The organism is Vibrio sp. B1-2 (assembly GCF_963888445.1).
Lineage (GTDB): Bacteria > Pseudomonadota > Gammaproteobacteria > Enterobacterales > Vibrionaceae > Vibrio > Vibrio anguillarum.
Window position 1 is genome coordinate 1 of sequence record NZ_CAWPJH010000002.1, and the last position, 18,720, is coordinate 18,720.

Here is an 18,720-nt window from a genome sequence, read left to right on the forward strand (position 1 = left end):
GGAAGACAGCTTTATTTTGGTCGTTGCAGTCCTTGGACAATCTCAATTGCCACAAAACCATCTGCGATAATTATCACACCCTAGCGTATTGAGTTAGGGTGCAATCTTGATTGGTAAACTAACGCCCGGCTAAGGGGTTGACAACGCACTGCCAGACTCAAAAAACACACTATAAACACTGAACTTCAATTTTGCACTAAAGTCGCCACGCGTTGGCAATCCCTCTTGAGCCGCTTGTTAGCTGCTGCACTTTAGCTGGAGATTTACTACCCAACGGCCTAATTCAAAACACATTATTGCTTTCAAGCGACAAAGTAAAACGGACAACTGAGAAACTAAAACCTAATCCACGAAAAGCACTTGGCAAAGAAGAAATAACAGGAAAACTGACGAGCCTCTAAGACTTAAATTTACAAAGAATTCTTTCGAAGAAGCCAGCAACCAAGTGCGCAAAATCCATTTAAGCGCGAAAGAGCCTCAAAACCAAAGAAGCCACACCAAAGAAATAAACAAACACACCACTTCCCGTAAGAAGGCTTCGGTTAGTTCAAACACTTCACGAACAGTGCCACTGGCGAGATACATGGAAAAGTGCTGACTTTCAGGTGTAAAGCTAGAGCCTCAGACTAAGAAAAATAAGCGCTTCATTTTATGGCTTTTCTTAACCTCAGCTAACGCCCACATAGTGTGGACTGCGAGGATTACCAGCAAGGTGATCCGGCAAAGCGGGTTTAGCTGTAGTGTCGTTCATATTCATAACCTAAAATATGTAAAAAAGTGCGCTATTGTAGACAATACAAGCCGACCGCTCAACATGGTAAAGATGCTATTTCATATGCGGTATAGAACGCAGAACTAGATGACATATAACGCCCAATTAAGGGGTGAGCAACGCTACCACCCAACCTAACGCATTGTGCCATAAACACTAAATTTGAAGTAGACGCAAAAATGCCAAGCGTTGAGAATCCCTCTTAAATTGATTGTTATGAGGCAACTTGAAGCGACAAAGAAAGGAAATTTTCATCGCATTCAGTCACCTTATAGCCGAGAGATTTGTAAAACCTTACCGCTGACTCATTTCTAGTGAAGCTTGATAAGGTTACGTGACTACGCCCTTGATCTCGCGCTATTTTGTGAATCATATTCATGACGCTTTCACCCAATTTTTGATTTTGAAATTCTGGGAACACAATGAGTAAATGTACATGAATTGCATTATCGTAAGGCTTGAAGCATAGCATTCCAACTCGCGTCTCATGCAGGTAAACCCAGTGAAACCAATGCGGCTCATAGTCACTTTGTAAACGATTGACCTGAAACTCATCACACCAACCAAAGACGGCATCAACATGCGAATAAAGTCCCTGTTTCACAATAGAAAACAGACTTTCAAATTCATCACTTTCTATTTGTATTAGCTGAATATCCATATGCCTCATAACGCCCGCTTAAGGAGCAGCCAACGCTACTACTCACTTTCCGCATACCGCCTTAAACACCAAACACAACGCATAGTAAAAATGCCACGCGTTGCGAATCACTCTTAAACAGTTTGTTATGCGCCACTTGCGATTACCTCAAGTTAATACCATAATTAGGTACTATTTGGTATTAGGAGATTACAATGGCTAAAAATACTAGCATCACTCTCGGCGACCACTTTGATGGTTTCATTAGTAGCCAAATCCAAAGTGGACGCTATGGCTCAGCAAGTGAAGTAATTCGTTCCGCTCTACGTTTACTCGAAACACAAGAAACGAAAATGAACACTTTACGACAACTGCTCGTTGAAGGTGAAGAAAGTGGTATGGCTGATTATGACCTCGATTCGTTTATCAGTGAACTAGATAGCGAAGAAAGAAAATGAAACCATTCCAACTAACCAACAAGGCAAAATCCGATTTAAAAGATATTGCCTTATTTACCTCTCGCAGGTGGGGCCGCGAGCAACGAAATATTTATCTCAAACAATTCGATGAATCATTTTGGCTACTCGCTGAAAATCCTGATATCGGTAAAACTTGTGATGAAATCAGAGATGGCTACCGAAAATTCCCACAAGGAAGCCATGTTATTTTTTATCAACAAATTGGTAGCCAAAACATCCAGATCATAAGAATCTTGCATAAGAGTATGGATGTAAATCCAATCTTTGGCGCATAACGCCCGCTTAAGGGGCAGCCAACGCTACTACCAACTTTCCGCATAACACCGTAACCACAAAAACCAACGCATAGTAAAAATGCCACGCGTTGGCTGTCCCTCTTGAAGCGTTTGTTATGAGCAGCTAGCTAAAGGTTACTCGATTGCTTTTAACACTCGTGCTGGGTTGCCACCAATGACAACATCGCTACCAAAGCTTTTTGTCACAACGGCTCCCGAGGCAACAACAACATTGTCACCTAACGTCACTCCAGGGTTGATCGTTGCATGACCACCAATCCAACAGTTGTTACCTATTCTGATTGGCTTTGCAAACTCTAACCCACTATTTCTCTGAATCGGATCGATTGGATGAGTTGCCGTATAGATTCCGACCTGTGGTGCTATAAAACAGTTTTCACCAATACGAACTTCCGCTACGTCCAAAATGACACAGCCAAAATTGGCATAGAAATTCTCACCAACGTGTATATTCAGCCCGTAATCGCAGTTGAAAGTCGATTCAATGTGAATGCTATTTCCTGTAGAACCCAACAAGGATTTGACTATCTCTGTTCTTTTATCTGGGCAACTTACACTAGTTTGATTTAGCTTCTCTGTGAGTAAACGAGCCTCAAGACGCAACTTGACGAGCTCAGCGTCACTCGGATCGTAATACTCACCAGAGAGCATTTTTTCTCTTTCTGTCATATATAACTCAGTTCTAAATTTTAATGCTGCTCATAACGCCCGCTTAAGGGGCTGACAACGCTGCTACCAAGTTTCCGCATAATACCGTAACCACAAAAACCAACGCACAGTAAAAATGCCACGCGTTGGAAGTCCCTCTTGAAGCGTTTGTTATGCATGTGCCAAAACGCGAGCCATATGGTAAACGTCAACGTAGCTACCATTTCTGAACGCATAAGCTTTCGACTCACCTTCAATTTCAAAACCGAACTTCTTGTACAAATTGATCGCTCGTTCGTTGTCCACATAGACCGTCAATTCGATTCGTTTCAAATTCAGCCAGTTATCCGCTAAATCGATAACCGTTTTCAGTAAAGCACTACCAACACCTAAACCTTGAGCATCGTCTTTAACGCCCATACCGAATGTACCTACGTGACGTCGTCTCGGATTGGTACATAGCTCAAAGCCCAAATTACCTACTACTTCACCGTCCACTAGTGCCACATATGCATAAACATGATCTGGAATAGTCTGGAAACGTTTTTCCCACATATCGGAGGATGGAAGCGGAATTTGTAATGTGCCAGTGTACGCATTTGGGCACTCATAAATTCCTTTTATCGCTTTAGCATCTGATGGCTCTGCTCGCCTGACTTCAACAACCATAGTTCCTCTTCTCCTAAAAAATGCATAACGCCCAATTAAGGGGTGAGCAACGCTACCACCCAACCTAAAGCATTGTACCGTAACCACTAAAATTGAAGTAGATGCAAAAATGCCAGGCGTTGGGAATCCCTCTTAAATTGTTTGTTAGGTGCGTTTTTGACATCACCGCCCAAAATCCCCACCAAAGCCTGATTTTCATTAGTTTTAAAATAATTTATTTTTTTAAGCCAGTAAATGCCAGCAAATTTGCCAAGTAATCCAGCAATTTACCAGCAAACGCCAGGCGAAAATCATAACCCGTTGATTTTAAATAAATTTATGTCAATTTAACAAATAAAGGCTTAGTTCATAATATCGAACCAAAGCCAAAGAAGGAGAAGCCAAATGCGTGAATATACCGAACTATTTTTGTTAGCTTTAGTTACCTTTGAAAAGGTAATACGAGCAATAAAACTACTAAAAACTGGTGGAAAGTAGCAAAACCAGCGCTAAAGCTCTGTTAAAAACAAAATACCGATCAGAAGCCTTTTGAGCGGTATAGTTTATTCGTGAGCACCTAACGCCCGGCTAAAGGGTTGACAACGCACTGCCGAACTAAAAAAACACACCTTAAACACTGAACTTCAATTTTGCACTAAAGCCGCCACGCGTTGGCAATCCCTCTTGAGCCGTTTGTTATGATTCATCTTGCTACCTTCGTAGCGCCACGCTACAATTATTAAAACTTTAAATGAAGGAGCACATTATGTCTACCGCTAGCATACGCCTTGATCAAGATCTCGTAGATAAAGCCGCTATCATGGCCAAAGCATTGAATCGCACTACACCAAAACAAATTGAACACTGGGCTAAAATTGGGGAAATGATGGAAGATAACCCAGATTTACCTTATGAATTTGTTCGACAAGCAATTATAGCTAAAGCTGAAAAAGAAGCCGGAAAACTTGAGGCATACAACTTTGGCTAATATTACACAGGTTCTTCAAACGCCATCATTCAAGAAAACCGTTAAAAAACTCCACCAAAATCAGAAAGTGGATCTGGACAATGCGGTCAAAGCACTTATCGAAGATCCGCTTTTAGGCGAGCAGAAAAAAGGAGATTTGTCCTTTCTCCGTGTTTATAAATTCAAAATGGTTAAGCAACTCACTCTTCTTGGCTATAGCTATCAAGATGGGACGGTAACTCTTGAACTCATCGCCCTAGGCGCGCATGAAAATTTTTACCGAGATATCAAGATGTTTTACTGAATCCGGGTGAATCATAACGCCCGGCTAAGGGGTTGACAACGCACCGCAGAACTCAAAAAACATACTTTAAACACTGAACTTCAATTTTGCACCAAAGTCGCCATGCGTTGGCAATCCCTCTTGAGCCGTTTGTTAGGCCAACCAATTGGCACCAACACTGTTAAAACCAAATAACCGATTCATTTATAAACCAAAACCCTAAATCAGCAAAGAAACAAGAAAACTCAAATTGAGCGATTTGGAAGAAAAGTGACGAGCGTAGCATTCTCGGCGGACGTTTGGATGCTGAAGGTTATTTTGCCGCTGAATTCACAACGCTAAACAACCCAACGCGATCAAGAAACAACAAATATGTGATGACGATTTATTGCTTAAGTCCAGGCGTGAGAACATGGAATTTACCGTTCAATTTCAACTCGATTTAGCCGATAAAAACTCACTTTGCCTAACGCCCGGCTAAGGGGTTGACAACGCACCGCCAGACTCAAAAAACACACAGTAAACACTGAACTGCAATTTTGCACTAAAACCGCCACGCGTTGGCAATCCCTCTTGAGCCGTTTGTTATGCAAATTCAATGAGATAAACTGACTTTACACGACCAAAAGCCACAATTGCAATGGTTGAGTGATTCAAGAACCAACCCAAGTAGGAGCCGAGATAAATAAGCCACCAAAACAAAGTCCACTGTTCAACAACAAACCAAGCTTTTGAATGAGACAAACTCAACAAGCAAGACTTTCAGCAACTGTAAAACGCTCGATAAACTTGCCCTTTCCACACTTTGCGCCCGCAAGATTCACAACACGCCAGCGCTAAAACTGATTGAGGCAAACAAAGAACCTTGCCTGTTTTAGGGTTTGAGTGAACCACGAATCTGAGGGTAAAAGTGCTCATTTGCCGGCAACACAAAACGAATGGCCGGAGAAATCCCAAAAGATTGAGCCCCTAAATTTACCTGAGTTGCATAACGCCCGGTTAAGGGGCTGACAACGCAAACCACTGAACCTAAAATAACCACCGTAATCACACATGCCGATTTGGACAAAAACCGCCACGCGTTGGCAGTCCCTCTTGAACCGTTTGTTATAAGCGTGGTTGAGTATCCCTATGCACCCAAACAACATTTTCATTTGAAGCTGGGATTTCAAACCAAGACCAGAACAACGCTAACATTTCAGGTGTCATTTCGTACGACTTGCCACTTAAATCTGAATTGCGATCAAACGCCCTCTGTTTGCAAGTTTCAAATGAAACATCGAGATAATGAACTTCACTATCAACACCCACTTTCGATGCCCAATCAGTAAAAGCATCTCGGTCTGCTCTTCGCCAAAAGCCAAAGTCGAAAATAACTGGTACACCGAGAGAAAAGAGTTGAAGAGCAGAATCTTTAAACAACTCTTGAAGTGTAGCCAAACGACTATCAAAGACTTCACGCTCCATATGCTCGCCATATATCCATTCATCAATGGAGAAACGAAAAGCGCCATGTTTATCTGCAAGCTCTTTGGAATAGGTCGTTTTACCAGAACCAATAAACCCACACACGAAATAGATCTTGGTCATAATTCCTCTTTAGCTTATAACGCCCAATTAAGGGGTGAGCCACGCTACCACTGCACTCAACTTGGACGCCGTAAACACTAAACTAAACCCAAACCAAAAATGCCAAGCGTGGGGAATCACTCTTAAATTGTTTGTTATATGCCTTTCGTGCACCTATACTTAATGCGCACTAAAAATACGCATAGGTAATTATCATGAGAAACTCATATAGTACGCAAGCACCCAAAAAGGCTGCAAACTTAAGCTTAAACAGCGAACTACTCGCTGAAGCTAAGCGATTAAACATAAACCTCTCTGCAACAATGGAAAAAGCTCTTGAAAAAGAAGTTAAACAACGCCGTAAAACTGAGTGGTTAGAGCAAAATGCAGATGCTATTAGCGCTTGCAATGAACTAACAGAAAATCACGGCCTGTTTTCCGATTCTTACCGAGTATTCTAATGTCACAATTTTCACTATACCAAAATAACGATAAAAGCACTGCTACCGCTTACCCATACTTTGTTGATGTTCAAAGTGAAATGCTTGATACGCTGAATACCCGACTGGTGATTCCATTAACACCGGTTGAAATGTTAGAGAAGAAAGCCCCTACCCACCTGTGCCCAGTGATCCACATTGATGAAGGCGACTTCATAATCCTAACTCATCAAATGGCGAGTGTTCCAACTAAAATCCTGCGTGATCCTGTGAATGAGTTGAGCACTTTTAGAAATGAGATTATTGCTGCTATCGACTTTCTGATTACTGGCATATAACGCCCGGCTAAGGGGTTGACAACGCACCACCGAACTCAAAAAACACACCGTAAACACTGAACTTTAATTTTGTACTAAAGCCGCCACGCGTTGACAATCCCTCTTGAGCCGTTTGTTATGCAAATTCAATAAGATAAACTGACTTTACTCGATCAAAAGCCACGATTGCAATGGTTGAGTGATTCAAGAACCAGCCCAAGCAAGAGCCGTGATAAATAAGCCGCCAAAACAAAGCCCACCTTTCAACAACAACCCAAGCTTTTGAACCAGACAAACTCAACCGGCAAGACTTTCAACAAATGCGAAATGATCGAATAACTTGCCCTTTCCACACTTTGCGCACGCTAAATTGACAACAAGCCAAAGCTAAAACTGATTGAGGCAAATAAAGAACTTTGCCTGTTTTACGGTTTAAGTTAACCACGAATTTGAGGGTAAAAAAGCTCATTTGCCGACAATACCAAACGAATGGCCGGAGAAATCCTAAAAGATTGAAACCCTAAATTTACCTGAGTTGCACAACGCCCAATTAAGGTGTGAGGCACGCAATACCAATGCTCCCGCATACCACCTAAATCACTAAAACCAACGCATAGTAAAAATGCCACGCGTGCCGAATCACTCTTAAATTGTTTGTTAAGCCTTATTTCCCCCGATTTAAGATAGTTTGAAAGTTAATTTCATCTCTTAATTTTTCAATCGAAGGAGCGTCTTTCCGGTGCAACATTGCATGACAATTAGGACATACAGGAACTAAATGCTTCTCTGGATCAACCTCATACTCTTCATTTATTTCATGAAGTGGCACCAAATGATGAACGTGAATAAACCCTTCAGCTTTTTCCCCATAGAATTTTCCAAAGTTAAATCCACATACAATACAACTATCGCCTTTAAGTCTAATACATTCATTTCTTGCAAATGTTGAACGCTCGTATGCATTGACAGTTATAGTTTTTTTGCTTCCTTCGACGACTGATGTAGGTTCAGTAATTTCATCTGCATAAGAAAATTCATTGTCAATATCAATATTTCTTCGATTCAACTCATCAACCCAATTACAATCGCAAGCTATTTGTATTTGTTGCTTATGCCAAGCAAAATCCATGTCTTCACGCCCATGAAAAGTAAAATATGTCTCCGCTGGCATACCAGGTCTTTGTGTACTCTTCAAACTGTAAATAATTAAACCTGTAATTGCTGGTAAGTCCTCCTTTGCTAGCCAATGAGCTAGCCCTCCCATTGCATGTTTATTTAAGCTGTCTCCAACAGTTCTACCGTCATTAGGAAAGCCCATTTTTTCTAGTACTTCCCCGTATGAAACGTAAGTGCGAGGATCACCGGCAATAACTTTACCTCGCTGGCAGATTTCAATGAGATATTTTAAGAGCTTTAGTTCATTATCATTAATTTCTTTCACAAAGTACTCCTATTCTCATTATGAGGCTTAACGCCCGGTTAAGGGGCAGCCAACGCCATTACCAAGCTTCCGCATAACACCGTAACCAAAAAAACCAACGCATAGTAAAAATGCCGCGCGTTGGCTGTCCCTCTTGAAGCGTTTGTTATGTGCTATTTTTCAACATCGTAAGCTGCTGCTGCGCTCTTTAGTTGTTGAATGTCTGATGCACATAGATATCGCTTTAAGGCTTCAAACTTCTCTGTGGGCCAACCATAGATTTGCATTTTCAACAGTTCGGCAATTACCGATTCGTCAAAGCGATATTTGACTAATTTGGCAGGCGTGCCACCAACAACACTATAAGGGGCAACATCTTTAGTTACCACGCTATTTGCAGCAACTATGGCTCCTTCTCCGATTGTCACACCAGGCATAACCATTGACCTCATCCCAAGCCATGCACCATCATGGATAAAGGTATCACCTTTGCCTCTATACGCTTCATCAATGTAGTCCATAAATGGATATAAACAGAACCAATCCACCCTATGGGTATGATTACCACCCATTAAGATAACTGCCTCTGCGCCGATGCAAACGTAATCACCAATATGGAGTTTATCGATTTCCCACCTAGGTTCCCATTCACGACTCACTTCATCACCATGAAGATACCGAACAACAGATTCCTCAAATCCATTGTCCCAGCAGTCACTGTAATAACTATGTGTGCCTTTGATAGAAATATTAGGGTTAGTTACTACCTCATGGAGTAACTGAAATTTTGACCAATGCTTTTTGTGCATACTAAACCTCAAGCTAATGTTAAATAATAAGAATTATTGAAATAACACTATGCCGTCAGTGAATGCGTGGCTGCTTTAAAAGAGGAATAAGTTTCATAAAAAACACCGTTAATTGAAAGGCGCGAATGATAGCACATAACGCCCGCTTAAGGGGCAGACAACGCTACTACTAACTTTCCGCATAGCACCTTAACCACTGAAAACCAACGCATAATAAAAATGCCGCGCGTTGTCTGTCCATCTTGAAGCGTTTGTTAGGGCTTTCTTATCAATATCCCATATTGTTAAATACCATATTGCTCTTTAAGGAAATGCCCCCAAGCAAACCATGCTTGTTCACCTGATTCAAACTCCGAAGGTTTAAAAACATTATTTTTATTGCCCAGTACTTCACTTACCAACTCCTTGAGAAAGTCTAAACTATCATCAAAATACAAGCTATTTCCTTGTAAATCAGAACTTAAAATCATGTTTTCCAGCCAAGAAGAAAAGGAGTATTCGCCCTCAGTCAATGACTCTGGTGAAGAATGGAAGCAAACTTCACTCCCACTCTCGGTAAAACTGTATTTATGTTTTGCATCGGTGACTAGCTTATGTGGAGGTATAGATATATGCTCAGCTAGCACTGGGATAGTTTCACTAATTGGTGCACATGATTTACTGTTAATTTGAACCAAGTTACTCCTAAAAGGATAAGCTGGCCAGTTTCGCAACCAACTCTTAATCCCAGACATATGTGATGCATAAAAATACGTCTGACGATCCAAAAAAAGTGGACATACATATGCCGCATCGCCAATACCTCTAGAGCGTAATCTTTTATGGAGCCTAAATAGAACATTATGCTGATAGTCTCTGTGTTTTGGTTGCTTGTCTTGTAGATCAAAAAATAAAGTTCTAGGCGAAGTTGAAAGCGGTGGTTCTAACGACTCACGATCCTTAATTATCTTTGCTCTACTTGGGGTTGTATGGGCAAAAGGTCTTTTAAATTGCATATAGAAAGGCAAGAACTTTGAACTTGATAACAACCTAGCGTCGGCACCAAGCCAACGTTCTTTCTTTCGAGAAATAGGAACAACAGAAAACCTAGAGAATGGGAAGCTTAAAACGGCCAAATTTGTTGCTATAGCTATAGATACTGCATCTTCTGTATAATTCGGTTTTTCTTCCATATTCAATCCTTGCTTTATTGTTCAACGTGTTCGAGAGCCCTAACGCCCGGTTAAGGGGCTGACAACGCAAAACACTGAACTCAAAATAACAACCGTAATCACAAAGGCCGATTTGAACAAAAACCGCCACACGTTGGCAGTCCCTCTTTAACCGTTTGTTATGCAAATTCAATGAGATAAAACCACTTTACACGACCAAAAACCACAATTGCAATGGTTGAGTGATTCAAGAACCAACCCAAACCAGAGCCATGATAAATAAGTCGCCAAAACAAAGTTCACCCTTCAGCAACAAACCAAGCTTTTGGAACAGACAAGTTCAACGGGCGAAAAATTCAGCAAGTGCAAAACGCTCGATAAACTTGCACTTTCCACACTTTGCGCACGCTGAATTGACAACAAACCAGCGCCAAAAACTCATTGAGGCAAGCAAAGAACCTTGCCTGTTTTACGGTTTGAGTTAACCACGAATCTGAGGGTAAAAAGCTCATTTGCCGACAACACAAAACGAATGGCCGGAGAAATCCCAAAAGATTGAGCCCCTAAATTTACCTGAGTTGCATAACGCCCGCTTAAGGGGCAGACAACGCTACTACTAAGCTTCCGCATAACACCGTAATCACGAAAACCAACGCATAGTAAAAATGCTACGCGTTGGCTGTCCCTCTTGAAGCGTTTGTTAACTGCATATGTGCAACTTTGTTCGGGCTTTGAAAGTCTATTTTCTACCAACAATATAAAATGGTAGTAAAAATAAACCTATAGATACACCATAGAATAGTGGTAAAAGAGCGACACTGATACCTACATGAATGGCTGTAGCATCTCCATTTGAATTAGAAAATGTTTGAACTAAGCCCATGATTAAGCCAAGAACTCCGCTGAATATAGAAGTATAAAAAGAACAAGATAGAGCCGAACTTTTAGATGTTAACCATCCAATTCCGCCAGCCAATAATGTTGGTATAGCTACAATTAATAGGCTGCTTAAATCAATAAATTGTAACGGATCATCAAGTGAAGTTAATTCATTGACAATCAGAAAGGTTGCTGCGAGATATATAATTTTTATTAACTTATTGACCATATTAATCACCACCAATAGCCGTACATAAGACTGTCAGGATTACGAGGTAACCTAAGCATTGAGTCTCTATCTTTCATATAACGATTTATAAAATTACGTTGCCTAGCTCCTGAAGCCGGTAACTCACTTATTGCCGCAACTAATCTTATCACCTGAGGATCGCTTAAAGCTGTACCTCTTTCTAAAGCCTCATGAAGCTCGGGAACCAACACTTTATATAATCGATTAGCATCTCTTTTACCTGAAACTCTGCCATAAATCTGCTCAGCAGCAGTTGAAATTAATGACGATGACATTTAAACCTCATCCTGTGGGCTATCAAATTAGCTCTAATGCTAAAAGAAATTATGCTGAACAAGCAGTTCAACAAACACAAACCTGAACAAAGATCACAAAGAGCAACAAGTTGCATTATAAGTTACCGAAGTAAATGTCAGTGACTTGGAGAAATGTAGAGCAGTTAACGCCCGGTTAAGGGGCAACCAACGCTACTACCAAGCTTCCGCATAACACCGGAATCACAAAAACTAACGCATGATAAAAATGCCGCGCGTTGGCTGTCCCTCTTGAAGCGTTTGTTAGGTGTTTTGTTGCTTACTTTCTTGAAGCTTCCCAATATATCTATGGGCTACGTAAGATAATAATATTGCCAGAGCAAGATACAGGCCTCGGTGCAACGGTTGTTGCAGGCTCGAAAACAACATGTCTATCGAAAATAGAGGCACCAATACACAAGCCACCATCAAGACAACATTGCCTGTCGTTGTGCTAGATTCACCACCGCAATTTAGACAGACATGGTTTTTCCAACGACTAATTTTCCATACTTTAAAGTAGCTAACTCTCACACCGCAATACGGACACTTCATATTCTCTCCTTGAATTGACACTCCATCAATTGACACCTAACGCCCGGCTAAGGGGTTGACAACGCACCGCCGGACTCAAAAAACACACCGTAAACGCTGAGCTTCAATTTTGCACAAAAGCCGCCACGCGTTGGCAATCCCTCTTGAGCCGTTTGTTAGTTGCCCTTGCTCGACTCTAGTGCTAACATTTGTACACACGCAAACTTAGGGAGCTACTCATGGACACTAGAATTCAATTTCGTGTTGATGACGAAATTAAACGTTTAGCCCAACAAATGGCTGAGAGCCAAGGTCGCACACTCAGCGACGCTTGCCGTGAACTTACTGAACAAATGGCTGAGCAACAAAGAAAGACATTATCTCATGACGCTTGGTTAACTGAACAAATAAACCTAGCATTTGAGAAGTTTGACTCAGGAAAATCTTCATTTGTTGAACATAATTCAGCTAAAGCACGAATGGCTGAACGAAAGGCCAAAATTCGTAATCGAGGCCAGCAATGATTTTATGGGAAGAAGAATCGCTAAATGATCGTGAGAAGATCTTCGAGTTTCTTTATGACTTTAACCCTGATGCGGCTGAAAAAACTGATGACATTATTGAGGCTAAAGTAGAAAACTTACTCGAACAACCATTGATGGGTGTTCAACGGGATGGAATTCGAGGACGATTACTCATTATTCCTGAAATCTCAATGATCGTTTCGTACTGGGTAGAAGGTTCAATTATTCGCATAATGCGAGTTCTACACCAGAAGCAGAAATTCCCTACCGATTGATTGTAGTCGGTGGGCAACTAACGCCCTGTTAAGGTGTGAGCAACGCAATACCGAAGCACCCACATACCACCTTAAACACAAAAACCAACGCATAGTAAAAATGCCACGCGTTGCGAATCACTCTTAAACAGTTTGTTAGGGCTATGCTTCCTCATCAACATAGTTACAGTTGAAACTATGATTTCCTATCGAAATATTGGTATTGGATGATATTGAGCTGATAGAGATGTTGCAAACTGTAGTGAACTCTCGCGATTTCAGATGTAGCCCTTCAAACCAGTTCAAAAGCGTTGGTTCGGCTTTGTCTAGTGATTCGAGCTTACTTCGTTCTACTTTAGTAAGCGGAGTAAACATTGAAAGTGAAGGTAAGTGCGAATTATGCCTAGTTTTTACTATCTTTTCTTCACCTGCTTTTACAATACGACTGTCATCAAAATCAACTTTCATACTTTTACAGGCTTTTTCATTTGTCATTACAAAGTCAACCCCCAAACCGCTGAGAACTCCGGTCTTGTTTCCCTCATTACGAACCAAAAGTTGCGCAACCCCATTTTCAACGGTCAACACCTCAATGACTAAATCAGCCTTTTTATCAAAAAGAACATCGTCTATACGCGGCCAAAGGGAAACAAGTAAAGCTAATACGGCAACACAACTTGACACCATAGGGGATAAAAACACTGCAACTCGCATTCTCTTTGACTGATATGAACCACAATGTTTACATTTACTAGAATCGTTTCGGATTTGCTCCCTACAGATCACACACTTTTTTATTTGTTTTCTTAACATATATCGTTAACTAACCTAGTTGAAAGTTGCTGAGCCCTAACGCCCGGCTAAGGGGTTGACAACGCACCACCGAACTCAAAAAACACCCTGTAAACGCTGAACTTCAATTCTGCACTAAAGCCGCCACGCGTTGGCAATCCCTCTTGAGCCGTTTGTTATATTCGATTCACTTAACCATGATAGGCTACATATCTAACCCTGATTGCCATAATGATCCACGGCGAAACTAAACATGACTTTAATCAAAAAGAACGTGCTGGTGATTAAGAACCAAGTGGGTAACGGTAAAAACATAAGTAATAACAAACCACTACACATTAGATTTGCAGAAATGAACAGTTGGATACGATTGTCCTTTAAAGCATTTACCACTAAGGCAGATATTATTGTGTAGGCCCAGATTAGAAACGCATACTCTAAGGGTGCAGAAAGAAGCCACGCTATCGCTAAGATATGAATATGTATAGCAATAAAAAGAAAGCGTCCCTTGCTCCTTTCTGCGTAAAACTTATTTGTGCCTCGGCTAAAATTTGCAATACATCCAGCCAACACATCAGCAATTAGAATGAAACCTAACGCTGTCAACCAACCATTTTCATGGGCTATAGGACGATAAAACTGAAAATAAATTAGAAAACTACCAAATAAGGCAAATATTGCCGTACAAGTAATTTCAATTAAAGATTGCTTTTCACCAAAGACCTCATGAAGATACTTGGGAATTTCAATATATTTCATCCTTTGTCCTTAAAAAGTTCACCGATCAGCTTGTGGAATATAACGCCCGCTTAAGGGGCAGACAACGCTACTACCAACTTACCGCATAACACCGTAATCACCAAAACCAACGCATAGTAAAAATACCACGCGTTGGCTGTCCCTCTTGAAGCGTTTGTTATGCATGTGCCACAACGCGAGCCATATGGTAAACGTCAACGTAGCTACCATTTCTGAACGCATAAGCTTTCGACTCACTTTCAATTTCAAAACCGAACTTCTTGTACAAATTGATCGCTCGTTCATTGTCCACATAGACCGTCAATTCGATTCGTTTCAAATTCAGCCAGTTATCCGCTAAATCGATAACCGTTTTCAGTAAAGCACTACCAACACCTAAACCTTGAGCATCGTCTTTAACGCCCATACCGAATGTACCTACGTGACGTCGTCTCGGATTGGTACATAGCTCAAAGCCCAAATTACCTACTACTTCACCGTCCACTACTGCCACATACGCATAAACGTGCTCTGGAATATTCTGGAAACGTTTTTCCCACATATCTGAGGATGGAAGCGGAAGTTGTAATGTGCCAGTATAGGCATTTGGGCACTCATAAATTCCTTTTATCGCTTTAGCATCTGATGGCTCTGCTCGCCTGACTTCAACAACCATAGTTCCTCTTTTCCTAAAAAAATGCATAACGCCCGGCTAAGGGGTTGACAACGCACCGCCGAACTTTAAAAACACACTGTAAACACTGAATTTCAATTTTGCACTAAAGCCGCCACGCGTTGTCCATCCCTCTTGAGCCGTTTGTTAGGTTTTTGGGACTCGAAGTACTTGAGCAGTTTTTCTACACTGAATTTAAGTAATAGCCTATCAATATCAGTAAATTCCCCTTCATGTATGATTATTTCATTTAGCTGATAGCCAGAATCTAACTGGACAAGGTACTTTTTGAAATCGATTTGCTTCCTAGTGTCGTTGAAAATTTTCGCTAGCTCGGGTTCATTTATAGTAATTGAATCTATCTTCCACTTAAAACCTGTCCGTTTGATCACAAATAGATCTGTTACATAGTCGAGGTCATTTGATAGCTTAAAAAAACTACTTTTCTCAGTTTGCGACAGATTTAAGCTAACCCTTATCCCTTGATTATTGATAAAAGGGAACCAATAATTTTCTTTTTTGAGATTGATGGAAAAATTGCTACTATTAAGTAAATCAAATCTCTTCAGCAAGCTAACAGTGAAAATAAACATATCTTGATCACAGTGTGAATCGAAGTCTTGGTCGTTACCAGCAACAATCTTAATGCATTCACTTGTGAAGTCTTCATTCTTAAGCTTGATGAATAATTCACCTATAATCTCGTCTGCCCGACTGTTTTCACCAGCAACACTTACTAAAAAAAAGAATGATACCACTACTGCTAAAGAAATAACTCCAAATACCTTGCTCATAAACAATCCTTTGAACTTAAACCTAACGCCCGGCTAAGGGGTTGACAACGCATAGCCGAACTCAAAAAACACACTGTAAACACTGAACTTCAATTTTGTACTAAAGCCGCCACGCGTTGGCAATCCCTCTTGAGCCGTTTGTTAGGCCAACCAATTGACACCGAGACTTTCAAAACCAAAGAACGAGCTTTTTTGTAAACTTGAAACAAACTAACCGATTCATTTATAAACCAAAATGCTGAATCAGCAAAGAAACAAAAAACTCAAATTGAGCGATTTGGAAGAAAAGTGACGAGCGTAGCATGCTCGGCGGACGTTTGAATGCCGAAGGTTATTTTGCCGATGAATTCACAGCGAAAAGTAACCCAACGCGATCAAGAAACAACAAATATGTGATGATTATTTATTGCTTAAGTTCAGCCATGAGAACATGGAATTTACCGTTCAATTTCAACTCGATTTAGCTGATAAAAACTCACTTTGCCTAACGCCGCGTTAAGTAGTGAGCAACGCGACCACCTGTCCTAAACCGTTGTGCTTTAAACACAAAATTTCACTTGGACTGAAAATGCCAAGCGTTGCGAATCTGTCTTAAACGCTTTGTTATGTGTATCTTTTTCCACTCGCAGCATAGTATTTTAGGACTTCAATACCTTCTAATACTTCATTCATATAAGGAGAGTCATCATTTGCAAGCACAACCTTTACTTTGCGATTAAGATCTTGAAGGAAAGCTTCGATGCTAGCCTTGCTATTTGATACATAGTTTTCAAAGTCTTCTTTAATCACACAACCAAGTGCATTTAAGCTTTTGCTTTGAGCAAATGCCTCATGCTTTATTTCATTATTCAGTTTTTTGAACTCTATAAATTCCTGAAATCCAGAACAAGACATTACGTCGACGCCTTTTTTGTCGAGAAATTTTACCACATTGCCCCAATGAGAAGCGTTTTTTGGGCTGGTGTCTTGGAAAGCGAGTGTTAGTATTTGCTTGAGGTTATACTCATAAGACTTGTAAATATAGATAACCTCCATTTCTAGGAGAGATTCTATCTCATTTTTTATATGCTCAATTTCAACATCGATGTCGATTACTCGATTTTCGATCTCTTCAGTAGCCGCACCGTTATAATAAATATCAAGTAATTTATCTTTTTCCTCGTGAAGCAACTCTTCTTTTCGATTAATTTTCAGCCTACTTTCTTTACTCAGGGATAAGAAAGTAGAGTCGATAGTTTCATACCAACTCAAACGTTGAGATATTAGAGTTTTCCTAATGGACTTCATACTTTCTCCGATACACATAACGCCCGGCTAAGGGGTTGACAACGCACCACCGAACTCAAAAAACACACTGTAAACACTAAACTTCAATTTTGCACTAAAGTCGCCACGCGTTGGCAATCCCTCTTGAGCCGTTTGTTAGGCTAATTTTTTACGTGCCTCATTAAACTTTTTAAGCACGCCACTATCAGGAAAGCCCGTATCTAGATAACCTTGATTATGTAACTGGAACCAAAGGGATAATGCTGAACTTAAGCCGAACTTATTTTCTTCAGGATCAACATTTCTCAAGTATGTTGCGGGATCTTCGGCTAAATCTTCTGCATACCACGGAATGCCATTAATAGAGTGTATTCCACTTTCACCAAAGCTTAATAGGGCTTTCCCACTGGCATAGTTAACAACCGTGGATTTATCTAAATACTGTCCTCTGACATAAACCTTATTTTTCCAACATATCGCAATGCTTGCAGCTAAGTAACCTCTTGATTTCCAATAAGAGAAAACCCAACCATTGCAGAGATAATAGCGGTAATACGGCTTGTCATTTATCAATCCTAGAGTTTCTTGCAATATAAGCACGCTTTCTGCTCCTCGGTCGATTTTATCGAGTGCTAACAACACACCATCAAGGTTATCATGCCCACATTTTGCTAATAGCTCAGAAAGAAATTCATTAAATTGTTGCGGATGCTTATAAAAATCATATGTCGGATAAACCTTTTCGGACGCGCCGTCCAGCCAATCTCTGTTTACACCAAAAAGCTGGCATGTTGACGCTAAAATATCATCATTGAGTTTCTCAAGAAGTCGTTCATCAGTACTAACGTCATGAAGACTTAAATTGTGCCCAATAACTTGAGAAATTTGGTTTCTATGAACTCCGTGAGCTTCAAAAACACTAACTAAACGAGTAGACAGTAGCTCTTTAGGTAAATTGTTGTACTTTCTAAAAGGCTTAATTACTCTTTCAACCAAAGACAAAAATGACTCTATTTCTCCAAAAATCAATCGGCTTTCTCCTTATTAGCCTAACGCCCGGCTAAGGGGTTGACAACGCACCACCGAACTTAAAAAACACACCGTAAACACTGAACTTCAATTTTGCACTAAAGTCGCCAAGCGTTGGCAATCCCTCTTGAGCCGTTTGTTAGGCAAATTCAATGAGATAAACTGAATTTACACGACCAAAAGCCACAATTGCAATGGTTGAGTGATTAAAGAATCAACCCAAGCAAGAACTGTGATAAATGAGCAGCCAAAACA

The 18,720-nt window shown here is 40.6% G+C and carries 23 protein-coding genes and 2 pseudogenes; 9 read left to right on the forward strand and 16 right to left on the reverse strand.

The features are described from left to right. Positions 1-70, forward strand: a pseudogene (locus AACQ75_RS00635) (type II toxin-antitoxin system RelE/ParE family toxin); the annotation flags it as partial. 609 nt (positions 71-679) lie between these two features. Here AACQ75_RS00635 and AACQ75_RS00640 read toward each other — a convergent pair. Then, a pseudogene (locus AACQ75_RS00640) lies at positions 680-757 on the reverse strand (DUF3297 family protein); the annotation flags it as partial. A 229-nt stretch (positions 758-986) separates the two neighbouring features. After that, complete coding sequence (locus AACQ75_RS00645) at positions 987-1,442, reverse strand: GNAT family N-acetyltransferase (RefSeq protein ID WP_026028949.1); 456 nt, start codon at positions 1,440-1,442, stop codon at positions 987-989. 185 nt (positions 1,443-1,627) lie between these two features. On the opposite strand from AACQ75_RS00645, the gene AACQ75_RS00650 reads away from it, so the two are divergent. Both AACQ75_RS00650 and AACQ75_RS00655 read left to right on the forward strand, forming a co-directional pair. Then, complete coding sequence (locus AACQ75_RS00650) at positions 1,628-1,870, forward strand: type II toxin-antitoxin system ParD family antitoxin (protein WP_017045414.1); 243 nt, start codon at positions 1,628-1,630, stop codon at positions 1,868-1,870. Then, entirely contained in the window at positions 1,867-2,166 is a 300-nt protein-coding gene (locus tag AACQ75_RS00655; RefSeq protein ID WP_019282621.1) for a type II toxin-antitoxin system RelE/ParE family toxin, read from the forward strand. The genes AACQ75_RS00650 and AACQ75_RS00655 overlap by 4 nt, the downstream gene beginning before the upstream one ends. A gap of 135 nt (positions 2,167-2,301) precedes the next feature. Here AACQ75_RS00655 and AACQ75_RS00660 read toward each other — a convergent pair whose 3' ends face one another. Beyond that, complete coding sequence (locus AACQ75_RS00660; protein WP_170889239.1) at positions 2,302-2,856, reverse strand: sugar O-acetyltransferase; 555 nt, start codon at positions 2,854-2,856, stop codon at positions 2,302-2,304. 150 nt (positions 2,857-3,006) lie between these two features. Beyond that, positions 3,007-3,504, reverse strand: a complete 498-nt coding sequence (locus AACQ75_RS00665; protein WP_170889240.1) for a GNAT family N-acetyltransferase — start codon at positions 3,502-3,504, stop codon at positions 3,007-3,009. 745 nt (positions 3,505-4,249) lie between these two features. Between AACQ75_RS00665 and AACQ75_RS00670 the strand changes: the two genes are divergently transcribed. Together AACQ75_RS00670 and AACQ75_RS00675 are read left to right on the forward strand one after the other, a co-directional pair. Continuing rightward, complete coding sequence (locus AACQ75_RS00670) at positions 4,250-4,471, forward strand: TA system antitoxin ParD family protein (RefSeq protein ID WP_017044326.1); 222 nt, start codon at positions 4,250-4,252, stop codon at positions 4,469-4,471. Beyond that, a complete protein-coding gene (locus AACQ75_RS00675; RefSeq protein WP_017044325.1) occupies positions 4,464-4,754 on the forward strand; it encodes a type II toxin-antitoxin system RelE/ParE family toxin in 291 nt (96 codons plus the stop codon). The genes AACQ75_RS00670 and AACQ75_RS00675 overlap by 8 nt, the downstream gene beginning before the upstream one ends. Positions 4,755-5,840: 1,086 nt before the next feature. Here AACQ75_RS00675 and AACQ75_RS00680 read toward each other — a convergent pair. Further along, positions 5,841-6,323 carry an AAA family ATPase gene (locus tag AACQ75_RS00680; RefSeq protein WP_170889241.1) on the reverse strand — a complete coding sequence of 161 codons (483 nt, stop codon included), beginning with the start codon at positions 6,321-6,323 and terminating at the stop codon, positions 5,841-5,843. A 194-nt stretch (positions 6,324-6,517) separates the two neighbouring features. On the opposite strand from AACQ75_RS00680, the gene AACQ75_RS00685 reads away from it, so the two are divergent. Then, positions 6,518-6,763: a type II toxin-antitoxin system CcdA family antitoxin gene (locus tag AACQ75_RS00685; RefSeq protein ID WP_061051371.1), complete on the forward strand. Its 246-nt coding sequence runs from the start codon at positions 6,518-6,520 to the stop codon at positions 6,761-6,763. Continuing rightward, positions 6,763-7,080, forward strand: coding sequence for a CcdB family protein (locus AACQ75_RS00690; RefSeq protein ID WP_170889242.1), 318 nt, complete (start codon positions 6,763-6,765; stop codon positions 7,078-7,080). Before AACQ75_RS00685 ends, AACQ75_RS00690 begins: the two co-directional genes overlap by 1 nt. Positions 7,081-7,723: 643 nt before the next feature. Here AACQ75_RS00690 and AACQ75_RS00695 read toward each other — a convergent pair. From AACQ75_RS00695 to AACQ75_RS00715, 5 genes are all read right to left on the reverse strand, one after another. Continuing rightward, complete coding sequence (locus tag AACQ75_RS00695) at positions 7,724-8,500, reverse strand: HNH endonuclease (RefSeq protein ID WP_170889243.1); 777 nt, start codon at positions 8,498-8,500, stop codon at positions 7,724-7,726. 152 nt (positions 8,501-8,652) lie between these two features. Next, complete coding sequence (locus AACQ75_RS00700; protein ID WP_170889244.1) at positions 8,653-9,288, reverse strand: CatB-related O-acetyltransferase; 636 nt, start codon at positions 9,286-9,288, stop codon at positions 8,653-8,655. A 284-nt stretch (positions 9,289-9,572) separates the two neighbouring features. Continuing rightward, complete coding sequence (locus tag AACQ75_RS00705; RefSeq protein ID WP_170889245.1) at positions 9,573-10,460, reverse strand: hypothetical protein; 888 nt, start codon at positions 10,458-10,460, stop codon at positions 9,573-9,575. Positions 10,461-11,178: 718 nt separating this feature from the next. Next, the gene (locus tag AACQ75_RS00710; RefSeq protein WP_170889246.1) at positions 11,179-11,547 is read right to left on the reverse strand and encodes a MotA/TolQ/ExbB proton channel family protein; all 369 of its coding nucleotides are present in this window, start codon (positions 11,545-11,547) and stop codon (positions 11,179-11,181) included. 5 nt (positions 11,548-11,552) lie between these two features. Next, on the reverse strand, positions 11,553-11,843 hold the full coding sequence (locus AACQ75_RS00715; RefSeq protein WP_094132845.1) for a hypothetical protein: 291 nt from the start codon (positions 11,841-11,843) through the stop codon (positions 11,553-11,555). Positions 11,844-12,634: 791 nt separating this feature from the next. On the opposite strand from AACQ75_RS00715, the gene AACQ75_RS00720 reads away from it, so the two are divergent. Both AACQ75_RS00720 and AACQ75_RS00725 read left to right on the forward strand, forming a co-directional pair. Continuing rightward, the gene (locus tag AACQ75_RS00720; RefSeq protein WP_017040620.1) at positions 12,635-12,919 is read left to right on the forward strand and encodes a type II toxin-antitoxin system RelB/DinJ family antitoxin; all 285 of its coding nucleotides are present in this window, start codon (positions 12,635-12,637) and stop codon (positions 12,917-12,919) included. Next, positions 12,916-13,194, forward strand: a complete 279-nt coding sequence (locus AACQ75_RS00725; protein WP_010320663.1) for a type II toxin-antitoxin system RelE/ParE family toxin — start codon at positions 12,916-12,918, stop codon at positions 13,192-13,194. The genes AACQ75_RS00720 and AACQ75_RS00725 overlap by 4 nt, the downstream gene beginning before the upstream one ends. A 141-nt stretch (positions 13,195-13,335) precedes the next feature. On the opposite strand, the gene AACQ75_RS00730 is transcribed toward AACQ75_RS00725, so the two are convergent. From AACQ75_RS00730 to AACQ75_RS00755, 6 genes are all read right to left on the reverse strand, one after another. Beyond that, positions 13,336-13,875 (reverse strand): hypothetical protein, encoded by a 540-nt coding sequence (locus tag AACQ75_RS00730; protein WP_141192818.1) that lies wholly within the window; start codon positions 13,873-13,875, stop codon positions 13,336-13,338. Positions 13,876-14,178: 303 nt separating this feature from the next. Continuing rightward, positions 14,179-14,724, reverse strand: a complete 546-nt coding sequence (locus AACQ75_RS00735; RefSeq protein WP_088733287.1) for a hypothetical protein — start codon at positions 14,722-14,724, stop codon at positions 14,179-14,181. Positions 14,725-14,881: 157 nt separating this feature from the next. Then, a complete protein-coding gene (locus tag AACQ75_RS00740; RefSeq protein ID WP_170889247.1) occupies positions 14,882-15,379 on the reverse strand; it encodes a GNAT family N-acetyltransferase in 498 nt (165 codons plus the stop codon). A 92-nt stretch (positions 15,380-15,471) separates the two neighbouring features. Next, the gene (locus AACQ75_RS00745) at positions 15,472-16,170 is read right to left on the reverse strand and encodes a hypothetical protein (RefSeq protein WP_170889248.1); all 699 of its coding nucleotides are present in this window, start codon (positions 16,168-16,170) and stop codon (positions 15,472-15,474) included. Positions 16,171-16,773: 603 nt separating this feature from the next. Next, positions 16,774-17,457, reverse strand: a complete 684-nt coding sequence (locus AACQ75_RS00750) for a hypothetical protein (RefSeq protein WP_170889249.1) — start codon at positions 17,455-17,457, stop codon at positions 16,774-16,776. Positions 17,458-17,592: 135 nt separating this feature from the next. After that, positions 17,593-18,465, reverse strand: coding sequence for a hypothetical protein (locus AACQ75_RS00755; RefSeq protein ID WP_094168088.1), 873 nt, complete (start codon positions 18,463-18,465; stop codon positions 17,593-17,595). Between the last annotated feature and the right edge of the window lie 255 nt (positions 18,466-18,720).